Origin of the sequence: Vallitalea maricola, from assembly GCF_036985595.1 — a bacterium.
In the GTDB taxonomy this organism is placed as follows: domain Bacteria; phylum Bacillota; class Clostridia; order Lachnospirales; family Vallitaleaceae; genus Vallitalea; species Vallitalea maricola.
The window spans coordinates 1-19,207 of sequence record NZ_BTPU01000058.1 but is presented as its reverse complement, the minus strand read 5'-3'; the positions used below and the strand labels follow the sequence as shown (position 1 = coordinate 19,207).

The 19,207-nt window shown below is 28.3% G+C and carries 19 protein-coding genes; 8 read left to right on the top strand and 11 right to left on the bottom strand.

What is annotated here, in order from left to right; translation table 11 throughout:
* Positions 1-33 precede the first annotated feature (33 nt).
* Together AACQ14_RS16255 and mgtE are read right to left on the bottom strand one after the other, a co-directional pair.
* Positions 34-885, bottom strand: coding sequence for a class II fructose-1,6-bisphosphate aldolase (locus AACQ14_RS16255; protein ID WP_339364644.1), 852 nt, complete (start codon positions 883-885; stop codon positions 34-36).
* A gap of 121 nt (positions 886-1,006) precedes the next feature.
* Positions 1,007-2,335 (bottom strand): magnesium transporter, encoded by a 1,329-nt coding sequence (gene mgtE / locus AACQ14_RS16250; RefSeq protein WP_339364643.1) that lies wholly within the window; start codon positions 2,333-2,335, stop codon positions 1,007-1,009.
* A 379-nt stretch (positions 2,336-2,714) separates the two neighbouring features.
* Here mgtE and AACQ14_RS16245 point away from each other — a divergent pair, with 379 nt between their 5' ends.
* The 4 genes from AACQ14_RS16245 (at position 2,715) to AACQ14_RS16230 (ending at position 5,522) form a co-directional block, all read left to right on the top strand.
* Positions 2,715-3,251 (top strand): MotA/TolQ/ExbB proton channel family protein, encoded by a 537-nt coding sequence (locus AACQ14_RS16245; protein ID WP_339364642.1) that lies wholly within the window; start codon positions 2,715-2,717, stop codon positions 3,249-3,251.
* Entirely contained in the window at positions 3,229-3,978 is a 750-nt protein-coding gene (locus tag AACQ14_RS16240; RefSeq protein WP_339364641.1) for a coiled-coil domain-containing protein, read from the top strand. The genes AACQ14_RS16245 and AACQ14_RS16240 overlap by 23 nt, the downstream gene beginning before the upstream one ends.
* 18 nt (positions 3,979-3,996) lie before the next feature.
* Positions 3,997-4,398 carry a hypothetical protein gene (locus AACQ14_RS16235; protein ID WP_339364640.1) on the top strand — a complete coding sequence of 134 codons (402 nt, stop codon included), beginning with the start codon at positions 3,997-3,999 and terminating at the stop codon, positions 4,396-4,398.
* Positions 4,399-4,664: 266 nt separating this feature from the next.
* Positions 4,665-5,522 (top strand): DegV family protein, encoded by an 858-nt coding sequence (locus AACQ14_RS16230; RefSeq protein ID WP_339364639.1) that lies wholly within the window; start codon positions 4,665-4,667, stop codon positions 5,520-5,522.
* 110 nt (positions 5,523-5,632) lie between these two features.
* On the opposite strand, the gene AACQ14_RS16225 is transcribed toward AACQ14_RS16230, so the two are convergent.
* The gene (locus AACQ14_RS16225) at positions 5,633-7,612 is read right to left on the bottom strand and encodes a beta-propeller domain-containing protein (RefSeq protein WP_339364638.1); all 1,980 of its coding nucleotides are present in this window, start codon (positions 7,610-7,612) and stop codon (positions 5,633-5,635) included.
* A 251-nt stretch (positions 7,613-7,863) separates the two neighbouring features.
* Between AACQ14_RS16225 and AACQ14_RS16220 the strand changes: the two genes are divergently transcribed.
* Complete coding sequence (locus AACQ14_RS16220; RefSeq protein ID WP_339364637.1) at positions 7,864-8,052, top strand: DUF1540 domain-containing protein; 189 nt, start codon at positions 7,864-7,866, stop codon at positions 8,050-8,052.
* A gap of 73 nt (positions 8,053-8,125) precedes the next feature.
* Here AACQ14_RS16220 and AACQ14_RS16215 read toward each other — a convergent pair whose 3' ends face one another.
* Complete coding sequence (locus tag AACQ14_RS16215) at positions 8,126-8,287, bottom strand: hypothetical protein (protein ID WP_339364636.1); 162 nt, start codon at positions 8,285-8,287, stop codon at positions 8,126-8,128.
* A gap of 165 nt (positions 8,288-8,452) precedes the next feature.
* On the opposite strand from AACQ14_RS16215, the gene AACQ14_RS16210 reads away from it, so the two are divergent.
* Positions 8,453-8,992, top strand: a complete 540-nt coding sequence (locus tag AACQ14_RS16210; protein WP_339364635.1) for a hypothetical protein — start codon at positions 8,453-8,455, stop codon at positions 8,990-8,992.
* Positions 8,993-9,094: 102 nt separating this feature from the next.
* On the opposite strand, the gene AACQ14_RS16205 is transcribed toward AACQ14_RS16210, so the two are convergent.
* From AACQ14_RS16205 to AACQ14_RS16175, 7 genes are all read right to left on the bottom strand, one after another.
* Entirely contained in the window at positions 9,095-10,777 is a 1,683-nt protein-coding gene (locus AACQ14_RS16205; protein ID WP_339364634.1) for a putative ABC transporter permease subunit, read from the bottom strand.
* On the bottom strand, positions 10,774-11,499 hold the full coding sequence (locus tag AACQ14_RS16200; RefSeq protein ID WP_339364633.1) for an ABC transporter ATP-binding protein: 726 nt from the start codon (positions 11,497-11,499) through the stop codon (positions 10,774-10,776). Before AACQ14_RS16200 ends, AACQ14_RS16205 begins: the two co-directional genes overlap by 4 nt.
* A 242-nt stretch (positions 11,500-11,741) precedes the next feature.
* On the bottom strand, positions 11,742-12,728 hold the full coding sequence (locus AACQ14_RS16195; protein WP_339364632.1) for a YeiH family protein: 987 nt from the start codon (positions 12,726-12,728) through the stop codon (positions 11,742-11,744).
* Positions 12,729-12,857: 129 nt separating this feature from the next.
* Positions 12,858-13,742 (bottom strand): LysR family transcriptional regulator, encoded by an 885-nt coding sequence (locus AACQ14_RS16190; RefSeq protein ID WP_339364631.1) that lies wholly within the window; start codon positions 13,740-13,742, stop codon positions 12,858-12,860.
* Positions 13,743-13,929: 187 nt separating this feature from the next.
* Positions 13,930-14,571, bottom strand: a complete 642-nt coding sequence (locus AACQ14_RS16185; protein WP_339364630.1) for a hypothetical protein — start codon at positions 14,569-14,571, stop codon at positions 13,930-13,932.
* 118 nt (positions 14,572-14,689) lie between these two features.
* A complete protein-coding gene (locus AACQ14_RS16180; protein WP_339364629.1) occupies positions 14,690-16,282 on the bottom strand; it encodes a recombinase family protein in 1,593 nt (530 codons plus the stop codon).
* A 72-nt stretch (positions 16,283-16,354) separates the two neighbouring features.
* Positions 16,355-16,510 (bottom strand): SHOCT domain-containing protein, encoded by a 156-nt coding sequence (locus AACQ14_RS16175; RefSeq protein ID WP_339364628.1) that lies wholly within the window; start codon positions 16,508-16,510, stop codon positions 16,355-16,357.
* A gap of 488 nt (positions 16,511-16,998) precedes the next feature.
* On the opposite strand from AACQ14_RS16175, the gene AACQ14_RS16170 reads away from it, so the two are divergent.
* Together AACQ14_RS16170 and AACQ14_RS16165 are read left to right on the top strand one after the other, a co-directional pair.
* On the top strand, positions 16,999-17,715 hold the full coding sequence (locus AACQ14_RS16170; protein WP_339364627.1) for a LytR/AlgR family response regulator transcription factor: 717 nt from the start codon (positions 16,999-17,001) through the stop codon (positions 17,713-17,715).
* Positions 17,716-18,341: 626 nt separating this feature from the next.
* Positions 18,342-19,004 (top strand): sensor histidine kinase, encoded by a 663-nt coding sequence (locus AACQ14_RS16165; RefSeq protein WP_339364626.1) that lies wholly within the window; start codon positions 18,342-18,344, stop codon positions 19,002-19,004.
* Positions 19,005-19,207: the final 203 nt, after the last annotated feature.

Genomic DNA, 19,207 nt, shown 5'->3' with positions numbered 1-19,207 from the left:
CACTTTTTTATGGTAAATTTTTTATTTTTTTTATTATGCTCTATTGTTACTACCAAACATTCTTATTTTAGTCTTTACAACTTCTTTGATAGCATCTGAAGTTGGTGCTAACATTTTTCTTGGATCATATACGTCTGGTTGTTCTTTAACAACTTTATGCATAGCTTTTTTAAATGCTTGACGTAAATCAGTATCAATATTAATTTTGTTAACGCCTAATGATACTGCTTTTTTAATATCTTCTTCTGGTACACCTGATGCACCGTGAAGTACTATAGGCATATTTAATCTAGCTTTTATATCTTTTAATCTATCAAAATCAAGTTCTGGGTCACCTTTGTATACTCCGTGAGCTGTTCCAATAGCTATAGCTAAATAATCAACACCTGTTTTTTCTACAAATTCAACTGCTTCATTAGGATCTGTCATAGTTGCGTCTTTTGCATCTACTTTAACATGGTCTTCTACTCCACCAATTTTACCTAATTCAGCTTCTACTGAAACACCCATTGGATGAGCAATACTGATTACTTGCTTAGTAATTTCAATGTTTTTATCAAACTCATATTTAGAACCATCAAACATTACTGAAGTCCATCCGTCTCTAAGGCACTTCATAACTACATCCCAATCAGTTCCATGATCAAGGTGTAATGCTACAGGTACAGAAGCTTCTTCTGCTAGTAATCTAACAATCATAGCTATTTCTGTACTACCAGCATAAGTAATAGCACTTTGGCTTGTTTGGATAATTACTGGTGATTTTTCTTCTTCTGCAGCTTCAATTACTGCTCTAGTCATTTCTAGATTACTTGTATTAAAAGCACCTACTGCGTATCCTTCTTCATGAGCTTTTTGTAATATTTCTTTTCCTGTTACTAACATTTAATTTCCTCCTTGTTTGTCTTACGTTATTTATTATTAATAATTATATCTACCTTAGCAATATTCTATATTTGATATTCAAGTTATTTTATCATAAACACATATAATAATGCAAATAATTCTATGCCAAAATAAGTGATGCAACTCTAAAAAATATTAGTAATGTTGTCACATCTACAATGGTAGTAATCATTGGACTTGCCATTATTGCTGGGTCAAGTCGTAATTTCTTGGCTACTATTGGAAGTGTTCCACCAATGATAGCTGCAAACGTAGTGGTACATATTAATGTTAAACCTACCATTATTGCCTTTGATACTTCACCATCAGTAAGATATATTCTAATACAATTCAATATACCAAGTGTAGTACCAACCATTAACCCTACTCTTATCTCTTTCCATAATACACGAAAGAAATCCATGAATTTTATTTCTCCCAAAGTTATACTACGTATTACTAATGTTGCTGATTGGGCTCCTGCATTACCTCCTGTTGACATAAGCATAGGAGTATATATAGCTAATGCAAACTGTATAATCAGACCATTGTTATAGTTCATTACCATTTCAGTCAAATAGGCTGAAAACATAAGAATTATCAACCAAGGTAATCTCTTCTTTGCTAATACTAATACTGATGCATCAAGATATTCTATTTCAGTAGGCTCAATCGCTGCCATACGTTGAAAGTCCTCAGTTGTTTCTTCTTCAATAACATCCACGATGTCATCAATGGTGATAATACCAACTAATCTATTTTCATTATCAACTACTGGTAATGATAAGAAATTATATTTCTTGAATACTTCTGCAATATCCTCTTGGTCATCATGGGTATTAACAGATATGACACCTGTCTCCATAATATTGGATATAACTGTTTCTTTGTCACTGAGCACCAAATCTTTTAGGGATATTATTCCTTCTAGAGTTCGTTTTGAACCTGTTACATAACTTGTATAAATAGTCTCTTTGTCAAGACCGATACGTCTTATTTTATCCATAGCATCATTAACTGTCATTTCTTTTTTCAGACCTACAAATTCTATAGTCATCAGACTACCAGCTGAATCTTCCGGATAATTTAAGAATTCATTAATAAGTCTACGTTCAACAACTGTAGAGTGTTGTAATATCCTGTTAACCAAGTTAGCGGGCACTTCTTCAATTAAATCTATCTTATCATCAAAATCCAATTCATTAATTATATCTGCAAGTTCCTTATCACTAACTAAAGAGGAAATTTCTGATTGTCTTTCAACATCAAAAAAAGAAAAGACTTCTGCTGCAACTTCTTTTGGAAGCAAGCGAAAAATTAATAATGATTCCTTTATCTCTATATCTTCAAGCAATTCAGCTATGTCAGCCTCTTGGATGACTAATAACTCATTTCTGATCTTAGTTAATTGTTTTTCCTTTAACAGCTCTCTTAGTGTTTTTAAATCCATATAGATCCTCCCTTTATGTATTCTACCATAAACGAAACACAAAGAGCCAAATGCTATTAATACTCTTGGTTTTTAGATGGTAGATAATATTTAGTTTTATTATGATAACTGCACCCAGGCCCTGCGTCCATGCTACCATCTCCTTTCCAAGTTAAGTTTATTTTTAACTTTTTATCATTCACTTAATTTAATTAGTTAATTTATATTTTTACCTTTTCATTAGTACTTTACTACACTCTTTCCATATTGTCTAGTTTTTTTAATATATTCATTTAATAAACTATTGGTGACAAATTATTTTTTTCTACGCATTAACTCATTTTATGGTATAATTTGGTTAGCAACAATATTGCGCAAACATAATTTTAGGGGGTAACCTATGCAGTTTTTTGTAATAATCTTTAAAAACTTACTTGGCTATGATGGTTTAATTATTATTTTAGCCCTTGTTAATCTATTTTATATTTTACCTAGATTAAAAAAATCTAATGCTGAATTAGAACATTCTTTGCAGCCAACTATCTATCTTCCCATAGAAAAGATAATTAATTCAATTAGGCAGAATAATAATTCTGAATTGGATCTGCACTTATTACGTAAACTAAAAGAAAAAGAAACAAAGTGCTATCACGTATTTGTTTCAATAACAACTATATTCCCACTTATGGGTATACTTGGAACCATAATCTCTTTACTTAGGCTTGTTTCTTTTAATAGTGATACTATAATGTTAAATTTCACTACAGCTTTAACTTCGACTTTCTGGGGATTAGTATGTGCTATAATTTTTAAAGCGATTGATGGAACAGTTTCACCTAAAATAGCTTTTAATGACGATAATTTCAATCTATTGATAAGCAGAATTGATAGATATACAAGTAAAGGTGATGATTATGAAACAAAAAATATTTCTTGATCTGACACCATTACTTGATGTTGTTTTAATATTGCTTTTCGCATTTATGTTAAATATAAATGCCGCTAGTTCAGAAAAAGATAGCAAACTTAATGGTGAACAAGAGTTAAACAACGAATTACAATCTACAATCGATGAAAAAGACAAACAAATAACAGATTTACAAAATAATATTTTAGATTTACAAAAAGAAGTTGATAATCTTAATGATAACATTGATGAAATGTTTTTTGATATAGCTAATGAAAGGGATACATTGCTTAACGTATCAGAGAATCTTGCTAAGTGGTTTTCTAATAATGAAGAAGCTCTAGAAGATATTGCTGATAGTGAAGATATAGATAAGTTAATTGATGATAATTCAATCTTAAAACAGCTGCACAAATATGAAACTATATCTAAAAGGTATTTTTTTATTGATATCAAGTTAAAATCCACACAAAATAAATTGTTTATCAATGAGCAAGATATGAGTACTTATATTACCTTGGAAGAAATAGATTCCAAAGAAGGTAGAAGTAATAAAAAAGAACAGATAAAAGATATTATTGAGAAAGTTATTGATGATAGAGAAGGTGGTTACACTTTCATATTGATTACATTAAGTGAAGAGGATCATGTTTATAGATATGCCTTTAATCTAGTATGGGATGCTATAAAAGATATTCAACAAAAACACGGAACAGATAAAATTTTCAAAACAAAATATGTATTAACGATAGATTAGATAAAAGGAGAAATGAAGATGTCAAGATATAGGAAAAAAAGTAGGAAAGGTAAAGTTTTTTTAACAATCATTGTTCTTGGACTACTAGTATTTTTAGGAGCTGATAATTTTGGTTTTGATTGGTTTAATTTCAAAATAGATTTAAGTAAATCTTCTAATTCTGCTCAATCAAATAAAGCAAGTAAAGATAAGGATAGTAAATATTTTAATATTGTAGTTAAGGATGATGAGATTACTTTAAATGATAATTCTATGAGTATGCAGGATCTAGAGTCTGAGTTATCTCAGTTGGATTCTGATAAGTGTACAATTAATTTGATGGATAATGGGGCTTATAATGAGACTTTTACCAGAATAGAGAATTATTTGAATGAGGGTAGTTTTAAGGTTATTACTTCTAGTGTTATAAATGATAATTAGTTTGTATAGAATGTATAGAATAAGACAACGGTAGTATGTTGATACCATATATAATGATAATCACTCTTGTTACATTTGTTGCTTTTATCTGATTTAGATGTAGCAACAACCTGTAAAAGTCGTTCTTATCATTATATATGGTATTTTCGTGTATTGGGGCTCTGTTGTGAGTTATTAGTATATACCTAAAAAATCGGTAAAAAACATAGTATAAAATTAGAAATTAGTGTACAATATAGTTATAACTATCTAAGGAGGGATACTAAATGAATGTAAAAATAATAACAGACAGCGCCTGTGATTTACCTGATGATATAATTAATAAATATGATATAGACGTTTTACCATTAATCGTTTATATGAATGATAAAGAGTATAAAGATAATGTAGATGTTAAACCAGCAGAACTATTTAAATATATGCGTGAGGGCGGGATAGCAAAAACTGCTCAGGCAACATATGAAAGTATTGATTCAATGTTTAGGAAATATGTGGATTGTGGCAAGCCATGTATTTATATCGCTTTTTCTTCAGAATTATCAGGTACATATCAAACAGCTAAGATTGTTGAGCAAGATATCAAAGAGGAATATCCAGATTTTGACTTAACTGTCATTGATTCAAAGGCTGCTTCTCTTGGTTTTGGTCTTATAGTTTATTTAAGTACTTTAACTGCTGAAGATGGTGCTTCAAAAGAAGAAGTTATAGATAGGATACTTTACTGCAAGAAGCATATGGAACATATATTTACTGTTGATGATTTAGAATATCTATATAGAGGCGGACGTGTTTCTAAAACTGCAGCAGTAATAGGATCAGTTCTTCATATCAAGCCTATTTTAGATGTAGAAGATGGAAAACTAATACCTGTTGAAAAAGTTAGAGGTAGAAAAAAATCTATTAACAGAATGATTGATATTGTTGATGAACGTGGCGACAGATTAGGAGAACAAATTGTTGCTATTAATCATGCTGATGATATGGAAACAGCTTTGAAAGTGAAAGCTAAATTGGAAGAAAAGTTTGGAATTAAGGAATTTGTAATTAGAGATGTTGGTTGTGCTATTGGTGCACATTCAGGTCCAGGTACTTTGTCTATATTCTTTTTAAATAAATTGGATTAATATACATTTATATGCCTTTAGTTGTAAGTAGCTAGGGGCTTTTATTTTTTAGGGTTAATTATATTACAGTTATGATTTTACTTGTATGTAATATAATTAACCCATTTATTTTATTGTAGTTGGACTTCTCCTATTTTCTTCAAGTCATTTACATCATGTATAAAGACAGCATTTTCAGATATTGTATATAGATATTTATCTATGAATAATATTCTAGTGATATTCTTATCTGGATAATAGACTTTGAATTCACTAGGATTATCAAATTGAGTTAATCCGCCTTTTAATTCTAGTGAGTGATTATTTATATCATAGACATAAGCACCTTTGAAGGTGTGTTGATGATCTTCTACAATCTGTATAGGGAAAGCCATCATGTTATCTTCATTCAGATACATTAGTGCTTTATGATTAAATAATAATTCTGAACTAGTACCAGCTTCTCCTATTACAGTTTTATCTTTTTCTATTGGATTACTAACATCAGTTACATCAAATAGCGATATTTTGAACCCATCTGTTCTAGCCCCATATTTTCCTTCATGTGTTTCTTGCCCAAATCCTAATACATGAGTCTCATCTATCATATGGAGATACTTACTGAAACCTGGTATTTTTAGATATCCTAGTATTTCTGGTTTGGTTACATCTAATGTATCTATTACAAAAAATGGATCAATCTGTTTAAATGTAACCATATATACTTTATCCCCCATAAATCTCGTACTGTATATTTTCTCTCCTTTAGCGATATTTTCTAACTTACCTACTGTATTCATATTATTATCTAGTATATAAACATTGTTTCCTGAGTTATTACTACTCCAATCATTACTTGTTGTAGCGATTCTGAAGTGTTTGTTATATTCATCCATGGAAAATTGATTAAGTATCCTTCCATTAACTTTACCTTTGCCAGATTCGGTTATTTTTCCATCTTCAAGCTTAAATTGGTAGATAATTGTTTCTCTTCCTTTATAGAATGAAGTATACAAATAATTTTCTGATACATAAATATTTCTGGTTTTACCTAAGTAGGCATTAACATCTGGTATTTTTTCTATATCCGTTAAATCTATCCCTATAGTAACTAAATAATTTGGTTCTATATTACCTGGGAAATATTTGATTTGGTTATAGTTGATTATACTCTTCTTCATGGTTTCATTATCAATAAAACATGGTAAAATATTATTGTCAAAATCACTTTTATCATTGAAATCATAATATCTGTAATTTCCTATTGTCTTGGATGTTACCATATAAAAATTATCTTCTATGATTCTTCCAGAAACATAGTAACCATCAAAAGTATAATCTTTAATTATTTTAGGTGAGTTGATATTTTTTAGATCATATATTTTAACAAAACTTGTTTCTACATTAATATCATAGGTATGACGAAAATGGGTAGTATTATCTTTCTTCTTTGAATACATTGGTTTTTTATCTACATAGAAACCGTATTTGTTGCCGACTACTATTAATTTATTATCTGCCAAAAATATTTCTGCAATATCTTTTTCATCTTCACCTAATGTTATTTCACTTATTATTTTCGCTTCTTTCGGGTTAGGATTTAATATGGATATTTTATTATTATTTATTATATATATAAATTTACCATCGGTTTTTACACTGTCTCCTTCTTCTACACCTTCAACTTGATTATTAGTATCAGAACTAGATTTAGCTGATGATTTACTTTCTGTAGACGCTTCATTTTTAGAATTCATTGTAATTTGTATTTCCCCTTTAATCTCATTACAATAATCGTACATATGCTCATTTACAAGTTCTATCAGTTCATCTTTAGATTTTATAGTAGGCAATTCAAAAATATCTTTGCTGTCAGTTGGAGTTGTAATTTTTTTCATGAAATTGATATCGAATTTTGATTGAATTTTATGGTAAATGTTAATAGATGAATCAAATATTTCTTTAATGTTAACTTCCTCTTGTTGTTTATTTACTGTAATAGACTGGTTATTTTCTGCATTCACGTAGTTATTATCAATGAGTAAACAGCTACTTGTTATTATTAAGCTCAGCATACATATCATAATACTAAAACTTAAAATTTTTTTCATTATTAACCTCTCCTTTTTAACTTATATATTTTATGACGGTTATTATAGCCATTTTGTTCCAATATTACTTTATCTTTTCATTATAGCTTTATGCATAATACATTATTTTTAGGACAAATTAATATTATGGTTAATACATAAGATGATAAATAGTTAAAATGTATATGATAGTCATTATAGATATTTGTGTATTAACCATTAGTTTTTTCTATTGATTACTATATTAATGTAACATGAGAGGAGTCTTTTTGATGCAATCAGGAAATTATAATGCTAGCATAGGATGTACAGTAAGTGAATGTAAATATCATACAAATAATGATTACTGTTCACTTGATCACATCAAAGTAGTTAATTCCAGCGTTTCTAATTTGGATAATTTGACTAATTCAGTAAAGACACAAGAAATTACAGATTGTGGTAGTTTTGAAGCTAGATAACTTCATCAGTTAAACCAAAAAGCAAAAGCGGCTTTCTCATAATACATTTATGAGTCAGCCACTTTCTTCTTACTTATTCAAAATCATCTGGATTCAACTCTTTTGCAAATTCATCATAATCATCTTGGGGATTTGGATAAGGTGTGTTCGAATTATTTAACTTAGAACTATAATCAGGAATATCAGTATTATAATTATTGTTCTTATTCTTGTTGTTTTCTTGTTTTTTACGCATGATATTACTCCTATTCATAAATTTGTTAAATTAAATAGTTACATAAGTATTTTAACCATTAATTTTAACATTATTACATAAAATCATTCTCTTTATTCGTGTATATTTCAATTACTTATCCCAAAATAATTAGCTTTCCATAATATAATATAGGAGGTGATTTATGTGAGTCCTTATATTAAGACAGAAGAGAAAAAACATTACAACTTAGATAAAAATCCTAATCAACAACAATATAATCCTTGGAGTGTTTTCCCTAATTATATGGATAGTTATTACGAAGGTAATCCTCATCAACAACCAAATAATTATAATAATGCTCCTCCAACTCAAGAACCATCTGACTATAATAATTATAACTATCAACCTGAGGAACAGATGCCTGATGATTATGGATATGATCCATGGTCAGTATTACCAGCATATAAGTCTTATCCACCAAGAGAAAGGGACCGTAATCCAAAAAAACCTAAAAAGGGTGGTAGAAAAGAACCTTCATTGAAGTATATTCCTGCTCCAGTTATAAAAGATAATATTGGCAAGGTTATCAACACTTATATTCCTGGTTATGGTAGGGTTAATGTCTATATTAAAGGAATTACTCGAGATGGAATGGTACATTTAGTGATTCTTAATCCACAACCAAACGACTATATCTATATTCATAATTCTGATATGGTAGGTATTTACCCCCCAACATTATAACGAACATTACCATATAAGTTAAAATGGCTGTATATTATGTACAGCCATTCCTATGTTCAATGAATCTTCATTTTTAATATTATTGGCTCAACTTTCCCACCATTAATTTATTTCAACGAACCTGACTTGAATTTTATTTTCTAGTATCTTGTATAAAATAATGGTAAGTAATAAGATTATAACCAAATCAATACCAAAAATCAGTATGCTATCAACCATTAATCTCAGTAACAACCATGTTAATCCACCTAAACCTAAAACTATAATACTTCCCAATAACATTGTAACTATGACATTCATGTTTTGTTTTACAGCCCTCTGAGGATTACTCCAATTTAATAATGGTCGTTGTATATCAACTATCATTCCTAGTAATATTATAGGTAATGAACTTAATAATCCTAATCCACACCCAATGATATATGTGCCTATTTCAACATCCAATACTGAATTTAATCCTATTATGAGAACTATTACCAAGAATATCTGTGGCAGCAAAGCACTTATGCTTCTTCCAATAATCTGATCTCTAGGATTCACTGGTATCATCCTGCTTATCCAAAAATATCTACCTTCCCTAGAAAACGTAGTAGCTGAAGTAGGATTAAACAAGCATGTTAAAATTAGAGTACCTGCAATAATAAAATTAGCAAAGTCTGTATTAACATAATATAAATCTAATATTGAATCAATTGATATGGAACTAATCTCTCCTCCAAACATTAATGGTAAAATAATTATTATAGGCACTATAATAGCCGCTCCATAACAATTAAATAGATAAATTGGTGTTTTTACTATAGTAATAACATCTATTTTGAATATTGCTAAGTAAGGACTGTTCTTCTTGTTAATTTCTCTATTGAATTCTTTATCAGTTAATTCTTTTTTCTTGGACCTAACTTCATTACCACCAATTATTCCATCTAAATAAACCTTGTCTCCTACAACAACAAATAAACCAAAAAACATTAAATTCACTATAATAAATATGAGCAAATTCATAATGCTTTGTATAGTTAAAGTAGATACAAGGGAAGTTCCTAGACATTTTGCTAAAGGATTGATATTCCCTAACATATTTATCAAAGTTTCATTATTAGTCAATAGATTCTGGTAGAATTCCCCTTGTTCTATTAATACTGCATTGTTTTGTAGATATATCTGAATACCTATTGCCAAAAATGTTATCAAGAATAAAAATATACCCCTGATTAAATTCCTTTTACTACTGAAATTAGTTATCCTAGCCACTAACATCAATATAATACTACATAGGGCTAAGGGTGCCATTGGTATAATGGATAGTAAAATCACTGAAATTATATAATACACTAAACCAGCATTTTGATGAACTCCGTTAATTATAAATGCAGGTGTCACAGCTAAGAATACTATTATATATTCATATATCATAAGCAATAAGAATTTTGATACCAATATATTTTTTGGCTTGATAGGTAACGCTAATAACATCTCAGTTTCTTTTGAAAAATAAAAATAAGCCATTATATAAGGTATCCCAAATATAAATATAAGGAGACTCATTATATTATATAATAAAGCGTTAAAATAATAACTTTGATTCATTTGTATAAAAGTTAAGCTCAGTTTATCAATAAATCTACAATAGCCTATATACATAACACCAAAGGTTATTATAATAGCAATTGCTAATATTAATTTCCACAGCTTTTTGTTCATTCTTATATTTTTTATATTGAAACTATGCAGATTGAAGCCATTAATTAAACTTACTTTGGTTAGTCTTATTATATCTCTCATTTTTCTGTCAACTCCAAGAATATTTTTTCCAAAGAATTTTCTTCTCCCTCTAGAGCTCTCAATTCTTCCATTGTACCTTGAGCTATGATTTTTCCTTTATTAATAATAGCTATTCTATCGCATAATTTCTCTGCTACCTCTAAGACATGGGTTGAAAAGAATACTGACTTACCCTTTTCACACCTACTTCTCATAACCTCTTTTAAGTTGTATGAAGATTTTGGATCTAGCCCAACCATTGGTTCATCTAATATAAAAAGATCAGGTTCATGTAAAAGTGCTCCTATTAAAGCAATCTTTTGCTTCATACCATGAGAATAACTGCTTATTACATCATTTACTGCATCTTTCATTGAAAATAATTCTAGATAATATTCCATCCTTTTTCTTTTATCTTCCTGTTTAACTCCATATACGTCAGCAATGAAGTTAAGATAACCGATACCTTTTAACTTATCAAGTACCTCGGGTTTATCAGGTACATAACTGATGTGTCTCTTAGCTTGTAATACATTCTTCTGATTATCTATATTATTGATTATAACCTTACCATCTGTTGGTTTCAAAAGCCCAACAATCATTTTGATAGTAGTTGTTTTTCCTGCTCCATTGGGTCCTAAAAATCCAAATATCTCCCCTTTCTTAACTGAAAAATTAAGATTATCTACTGCCTTGGTGTTTCCTTTTGAATATGTTTTTGATAGATTATTAACTTTTAACATTCTATTCTCCTTTTTACAGTTTTAGTTAGTTCATATTTCGATTTTCTGTAACTATATATCTTTACATATTTAGATAATATTCTAATTATCTAATTCAATAATATCATGGATTTCAATTTTTGTAAATAACAAACCTAATAGTATTCTATTCTTTGTTTAACATTCATTTATGTCTTTCATTAAAAAAAATGTGCTGTACGCACATTTTTATAAGTCATTTTCCTTAACTAATAGAATTAAAATTATAAGATATTCATAATCACTAATAAGCTACCTGTAGATAATATTATAAATAAGATGGTACCAGTAATTAAAGCCTTTACACCCTTATTTAGTATACTTTTCAAATTGACTGATAATCCCATAGCTGTCATTGCCATCAATATGAATATTGAACTTCCTTTCGTTAATATATTAGTGATACCAGTTGGAATTATACCTAATGAATTTATAACTCCTGCTATAATGAAATATAGTACATACATAGGAAATCTAGTCTTCGTACTACTGGTTTTTCCATTATTGAATATGAAACTTAAAACAATTGACACAGGTACAAGCATCAACACTCTTGCCATCTTAACTATGGTCCCAATCTCCCCTGCTTCATTACCTCCAGCAAAAGCAGCAGCAAGAGCATGGGCAACACCATGAAGAGAAAGACCTGACCAAGCGCCATATTGTACTGGTGACAGATCCATCTGGCTAGCTGCTACTCCTGAATATATCAGCACTCCAATAGCACCTAAAAAACTTACTATTGATACAGATATTACTGAGTCATCATCATCTGCACCTATACATGGAGCCATTGCAACTACAGCAGATGCACCACATATACATGATCCAACACCTATAAGAGTAGATAATTTCTTATTGACTTTTAATACTTTACCTAACATCATTGATAAAATTAGGGCTATAGGGACATAAATCATAACCATTATCAATATTTTAGGTCCCAATTGTAATAAGGAATTTATATTTAGCTTGAATCCAAGTAAAACTATTCCCACTTTAAGTAGTTTTTTTAGAGAGAACTTAACACCCTCATTAAATACTTTTTGTGTTCCTACAGTATTGTTATAAATGATACCTATTATGATTGCTATAGTAAGTGCTTCAAGGTTAATATATACCTTTAGCAAATCATTTAGAAACATTGATGCAATAGATATAGCTAGTACAAAAACAATACCCGGTATATACTTCTTAATAGTTTTATTCATAAATAATCCGTCCTTTTTATTCTTTTTCAAAAGTAATTATACCAGCCAACACCTATAAGGTAAAATTATAATAAATTATATTAGCATAAGAAATATTTATATAAGATGTATTCATTCAACTATCAGGGGTTAATTAGGATTTTTACAGAACTCAATGAAATCTTTAATAAAACCATATTGGGACTGGTCTAGATAGACAAAATTAAACTCCCTCATAATATTAAAATTCTTAATGGGCACTATTCCTAGTTTATCAGCTTTTACAGATGATTTTACAGCTTCTTTTGATATAATAGTGCATCCCAAATTAGATTCCACCAAAGAAATTAATGCTGTTATATTTCCTATCTCCATATAAACGTTCATATCTTCTAATCTATAACCAGATGCTATAAGTTTATTTTCAAATACTTTTCTTGTTCCTGAGCCTTTTTCTCTTAGAATCAGCTTGTTTTGTAGTACTTCCTCAATGGCTACTGTTTTTTTTACAGCAAATGGATGTGATTTAGAAACTGCTAATACCAATTCATCATCTCGAAACTTCTCGTATTTGACTTTTGCTTTATTAAATGGTCCTTCTATTACACCTAAATAAATATCTCCACTATATAATCTTTTAATTATAGCTTCTGTATTTTCTACATAAAGAATAATATCTGTATTTTCGTGTTTTTTTCGATATTCCCCGATAATCTTAGGTAACACATAACCTCCTATTGTTAATGTTGCACCTACATAATATTTATTGATTATAGACGATTTATTGATTAATTCATGTTTAATCATTTCGTTCATCCTATTAACTTCTATTGCATAAGAAAAGAGTAACCTACCTTCACTGGTCAATTCCATTTGTTTTCCGTGTTTGTAAAAAAGTTTTACATTATAGTAATCTTCCAAAGCTTTTATATGCTGGGAGACTCCAGGTTGAGTTATATTCAAAATATCTGCAGCCCTAGTATAATTCTTGGTTTTAGCTACAGTTATAAATGTTAACAGTTTCAAATCTATCATGGCTTTACCTCTATCTTAAAAGTTAATTCTTATTTTATCAATAAAATACAGAATATGAAAGGAGTAAAATAAAATAGATAATAATAAATATGGATATATCGTATTTTGTATAATCTAGTGTACCAATTAGATTATTAAATAGATATATCCACGTTATATTATTATTAGACATATATGTCAATTACAATTAAATATTAAGTTCTTCAGCATATTTTAATATTCTCTCCAGTGTCTTATCCTCACTTTGTTTTACTTTGTCAAAATTCATATGTGGAATATATAGGGTTTCGAGATAATCATGAGATTTCTTTGCATCATGAATAGTAGTTATTGCAGTCTCCAATAGTTCTCTAAATACTCTATAATCGTATTGTAATACGTCAAAATACTGATTTAATATAGTATAATCAATATATTTGTTCATATCTATTATCTGGGAATTAACAACTTTCAAGTCATGGAAATCATTAGTTGTTATAAATACCACACCAAGTTTTTTTATTACTAAATGCTCAATTTTGTTTTCAGGATCTATAGGGCAATAAAAAGCTTCAACGTCTAAACCTTTTTTTATAGCATCTTCCATAATCAGTTCAAGCAGTTTTGATGTATTAGTCCCTGGTTCTCCTATTATTCTATATACTTTATCATTACAGCCAATAACTGAATCCAGATGATTAACAAATCCTTTTGGTGTTATGGCACTGGCGAATAGTTTTCTTACTTTGCCAATTTTTTTTGATACATTAATATTTCCTAATAGCTTAGAAATAATTTTTTGTGCTTCAATATAAGCTCCTGCTTTATTAACTGCATCTTGGTGTATCACCTCAATGTCAGTATATAGATTCTTTGCAGCTGCTAAATATCTATAGGCACGTTTGAATAATTTACCTACAGCAGCATTGACATCTAGAATTTGTTTTTTATTTTTTACTATGCCTTCTTCATTCCAGAAATCTCCTAGATGAATAATCTCCTGTGTTAATCCTTCTAGGATATTCTTTTATATCTATCTCATAATTACCGTCTACAAGATAAAACTTAATAATATTTTCTCTAATTACTATTTTGTCAATAAAAATATTCACTAACTCTTTTATGTCATCATTACTTTGTAATTCTCTATAATCAAATTCTTTACATACCATATTATAGAATTTATCTAATCTCTGTTTCTTAGAACTAAAATGAATATTTTTATTTTCAATAATATGTAATTCAGCTTTCAATCGGCTTTCAATCTGTTGAAATTCAGCATTTTTTTTAGTATAACCTTCTTTTCCTAACATCCCATCCATGTAAAGATCAAGGAGCTTATCTTTTTTATCTTGAATTTTACTAATTTGCTTCTCAATACTCTCTAGTCTTTTATTAGGATTATCTCTTAAACCTTCTTCAAGGGCAGTCATCATATTTTTTATAAATATTTTTTTATCCTTATCCTCTGAGATTCTTGTGAGTAAATCAATAAAAATATTAATTAATACATCCTCTCGAATATAACTTCCATTTTCACAGCCCTTTTTACCTTTGTTATAACTAACGCTACATTTATAGATTACTCGATCTGTTTTATCCTTGTTTTTCATGGTTCTTTTTCTATATTTTCCAGCACAGCTACCACATATTATTTTACCTGAAAATAATGACTTACTATATCCTATTCCCTGTTCTTTATATTTTCTCATATTACCATTTAACTTCATCTGAACCTTATTCCAGATATCTCTATCAATAATGGCTGGATGATTATCTCTATTTATTATATAGTCTTTATCTCCTTTATTTTTCTTTCTTTTATGAGTTAGATAATTGACAGTATAATATTTCTGTTGCTTTAAATCGCCTGCATATTTTTCATTTTCTAGAATTCTTCTAATTGAAGAATGGTTTATTTTCCCTCCCAGTTTACCCTTAGTTATCCCAATTGCGGCTAGTCTTCTTACTATACCATGTAAGGATTCATCTTCTAATAGATACCAATTAAAGATTTTTCTTACAATATCTGCTTCAGTCTTATTTATGTAAAGTTGCTTATCTATTAGGTCATAGCCAAAAATTCTATTAGCACCAAAAACAATACCATTTTTCATGGCTTGCTTATGTCCAGACTTAACACGTTCAGATATCTTTCTGGACTCTTCTTGGGCTAATGTTGCCATGAGAGATAATCTAAGTTCTCCGTCATTGTCTCCAGTATTGATATTATCTATCTTAAAATAAACATCAACTCCGTACTCTTTTAGTTGCCTGGTAAACTGTAATGTATCAACTGTATTTCTTGCAAATCTAGATACTTCCTTGGTCAATATTAAATCGAACTTACCTGTTGAAGCATCATTAACCATTCTATTGAAGGCTACTCTTTTTTTAGTAGAAGTTCCACTTATTCCTTCATCAACATATAGTCCACAAAACTCTAAATCTTCGTGTTTGTTTATGTATTCTTCCCACATTTGTTTTTGATTCTCTAGAGAATTAAGCTGGTCTTCATGGTCACTACTTACTCTACAATAAGCAACTGCTCTCCTTATCATAATCCGCCTCCATATCAAGCTTATATCGTTAATGTCCTTTTACTATTTCATCTTATACATGCCTTATGGTTTTTAGACAGGTTGTTTTCTAATATTATAAATCTCATATAATTTTTTCATTATAGTATTGTATTCCTGATGATTTATCAAATTGTTTCTCATTAATTTTCTTACAAAGATTATGCTGCTATTATATAGCCACAAATTATCTTCTTTAACTTGTTCCATACAGCACCTCCTTATACAAAGATATGCTATACACAATATGTCCTATTTCAAAAATGAATTCTCCTAATATTTATTTTAATGAAAAATGCTTTAATAACAAAAGTTAATACAAATAATTTGTTTATTTTTTTTACATATTTTAGTATTTTATTATATTTCTAATTTAATTGTTTTTTATTCGGCATTTTTTTCCATTATTATCTTAACACATTCTTTATAACAACAAATAAGACATAATAATATATATTTTTTTGATATATTACTCAATATATGTTACAATATTAATACATTAAAATTTCAAAGACACATTCTAATTACGATTACATCAATTAACCTGAACAATGACTCTAAACTAAAAATTCAGTGATATCGGCATAAATGACAAAAATACCAGATTAACCTCTGCTTTATGTAATTGTTCAACCAAAATCTAATGTAATTATTGTAAACAATATAGTATATAGTATGAATACAGAGGGGAGATTAGTATGAAAATTGCAATATGTGATGATACTTACAAAGATAGTGGGAAACTAGAAGAACTTATATATAAATACTTCAATTATAATGAACGTTTATTTACTTGTGATGTGTATACATCAGGCGAAGAACTTATCGAACATTTAGAAGAATCTAATATTTATTATCAAATTTATTTCTTGGATATAGAAATGTTAGAAATAAATGGTCTTCAAGCAGCAAAGTTTATTAGATCTAAAGATATGAATGCACTTATTATTTTTACAACCAACCATAGTGAACTAGTCTATCAGGCTTTTGAAGTTAATGCTTTTCATTATTTACGAAAACCTATTAATAAAGACATGGTTGATAAAATTTTAATAAGAGCTAAGCATTTTTTAACTATAAAAAATACTATTTTTCAATTCAAATCGGGGAAAATATTGTATACATTAAATTATAATCAAATATTATATTTTGAAAAAGATAAAAGGTTAATTTTTGTTCATACAGATAATGAAGATTTTACTTATTACGGAACTTTTAAGGAGTTAAATGATAATGTGAATGATACTATTTTTGCTCAAGTACATAAATCTTTTATAATTAATATGGATTTTGTTTTTAAGATTGAAAATAAGGAATTAGTCTTAAAAAACAATAAACGAATATCAATATCTAGAAAATATTATAATGAGTTTATGCATAAGTATAGACAATTCATCTTAGCGAGGTTAATATGATTGTAATAATAATAGAATTTTTCATGAGTTTTATAGAATTATTTTTAGAATACAAACTTCTTGGCATATACTTTCCCAAAAGACCCTATAAAGCACTCATTACATTCACACTTGGGATATTAGTGTTGATTAATACCATAATTAAGATTACATTTAACAGCAATCCAATCAACGTTTTCGTTGCAATATTATTATCATTAATAATAGCTTTTATATTATATGAGAAAGATAATATATCCAAAAAAATTTGTATACTTGTACACTATTTTCTTTTCTACTTAATACTGAATATGTTTATATGGTTATCAATAATAACAATATATAAATCAAATAAATATTACATTGATAAATATAATTACATGCTATACTTCTTGCAAGTATTATATTACTCTATTTTCTTTATTGTTATTAGAATTCTAAAGAGTAAATACATTAACACACATGCACTCAAAGGTAATTTTGCAAATTATTTACTTCATTTAATAATACCAACATTAAGTATTGCATTCATAATAGTATTTTATAATTTCGAGCTTACTCATCATGATTTATATTCAGAGATGAATTACATTGTCTTTTTTGTATTTTTATCTATAAACATTGTATGCTTTATTATATTTCATCATATGGAAAGATTATATATAAAGAATAAAGAATCCGATATCATTAATCTTAAATTAATGATGAAAGAACAGCACTACATAGAGGTAGAAGTACAGAATGATAAAATAAGAAAATTCAAACATGATATACATAACCAATTAGTAGTTATTAATAATTACATTCAAAATGAATTTTATAATGATGCCCAAGATATACTTAATACCTTAATCAAAGATGTAGACATAGCTACTTGCTATAACTTCTCACAGAATAGAGTTATCAATACTTTAATTAATGTAAAATACAATTTAATGAAGAAAGAGTTTATCATATTTGAATACAACATTAAAGTTCCTAGTAAAATTAGTATTCTTGATAAAGATTTAATAGCTATTATCAGTAATATTTTGGACAATGCTATAGAAGCGACTGTTAAATGCCCCCTAAGTAATAGAAAAATATCTATGAATATACTGTATTATAACGGTGCTTTGGTAATAAATTCAAAAAATAGTATTCAAAAAATGGTAGTAGACTTAGAAACTCATAAAAGAAATATCTTAGAACATGGACTAGGACTAAAAAGTCTATTTGGTTGTGTTAACCAGTACAATGGCGTATATAATTGGCAATCTAATAATAGCGAATTTGAAATTAATATTATAATGTGCGATCAAAAACGATAGCACATAAAAAATAGCTTTCTATGATTTTAATTAAATTATAGAAAGCTATTCTAGATTGATAATTTATATCATTTTATACCATACAAAACAAATGACATGTATACATATATTACACCTAAATAAAGGCGTTGCCACAAACCAGTATTGCCTAAAAGCGTCCCTACAAACTGCTCTCTTTCTGATGTTATTTGTAATACAAATAA

Excerpts from the sequence above, each read along its gene's own strand:
- AACQ14_RS16255 (WP_339364644.1), bottom strand. The coding sequence starts at position 885 with ATGTTAGTAACAGGAAAAGAAATATTACAAAAAGCTCATGAAGAAGGA.
- mgtE (WP_339364643.1), bottom strand. The coding sequence starts at position 2,335 with ATGGATTTAAAAACACTAAGAGAGCTGTTAAAGGAAAAACAATTAACT.
- AACQ14_RS16245 (WP_339364642.1), top strand. The coding sequence starts at position 2,715 with ATGCAGTTTTTTGTAATAATCTTTAAAAACTTACTTGGCTATGATGGT.
- AACQ14_RS16240 (WP_339364641.1), top strand. The coding sequence starts at position 3,229 with ATGAAACAAAAAATATTTCTTGATCTGACACCATTACTTGATGTTGTT.
- AACQ14_RS16235 (WP_339364640.1), top strand. The coding sequence starts at position 3,997 with ATGTCAAGATATAGGAAAAAAAGTAGGAAAGGTAAAGTTTTTTTAACA.
- AACQ14_RS16230 (WP_339364639.1), top strand. The coding sequence starts at position 4,665 with ATGAATGTAAAAATAATAACAGACAGCGCCTGTGATTTACCTGATGAT.
- AACQ14_RS16225 (WP_339364638.1), bottom strand. The coding sequence starts at position 7,612 with ATGAAAAAAATTTTAAGTTTTAGTATTATGATATGTATGCTGAGCTTA.
- AACQ14_RS16220 (WP_339364637.1), top strand. The coding sequence starts at position 7,864 with ATGCAATCAGGAAATTATAATGCTAGCATAGGATGTACAGTAAGTGAA.
- AACQ14_RS16215 (WP_339364636.1), bottom strand. The coding sequence starts at position 8,287 with ATGCGTAAAAAACAAGAAAACAACAAGAATAAGAACAATAATTATAAT.
- AACQ14_RS16205 (WP_339364634.1), bottom strand. The coding sequence starts at position 10,777 with ATGAGAGATATAATAAGACTAACCAAAGTAAGTTTAATTAATGGCTTC.
- AACQ14_RS16200 (WP_339364633.1), bottom strand. The coding sequence starts at position 11,499 with ATGTTAAAAGTTAATAATCTATCAAAAACATATTCAAAAGGAAACACC.
- AACQ14_RS16195 (WP_339364632.1), bottom strand. The coding sequence starts at position 12,728 with ATGAATAAAACTATTAAGAAGTATATACCGGGTATTGTTTTTGTACTA.
- AACQ14_RS16190 (WP_339364631.1), bottom strand. The coding sequence starts at position 13,742 with ATGATAGATTTGAAACTGTTAACATTTATAACTGTAGCTAAAACCAAG.
- AACQ14_RS16180 (WP_339364629.1), bottom strand. The coding sequence starts at position 16,282 with ATGATAAGGAGAGCAGTTGCTTATTGTAGAGTAAGTAGTGACCATGAA.
- AACQ14_RS16175 (WP_339364628.1), bottom strand. The coding sequence starts at position 16,510 with ATGGAACAAGTTAAAGAAGATAATTTGTGGCTATATAATAGCAGCATA.
- AACQ14_RS16170 (WP_339364627.1), top strand. The coding sequence starts at position 16,999 with ATGAAAATTGCAATATGTGATGATACTTACAAAGATAGTGGGAAACTA.
- AACQ14_RS16165 (WP_339364626.1), top strand. The coding sequence starts at position 18,342 with ATGGAAAGATTATATATAAAGAATAAAGAATCCGATATCATTAATCTT.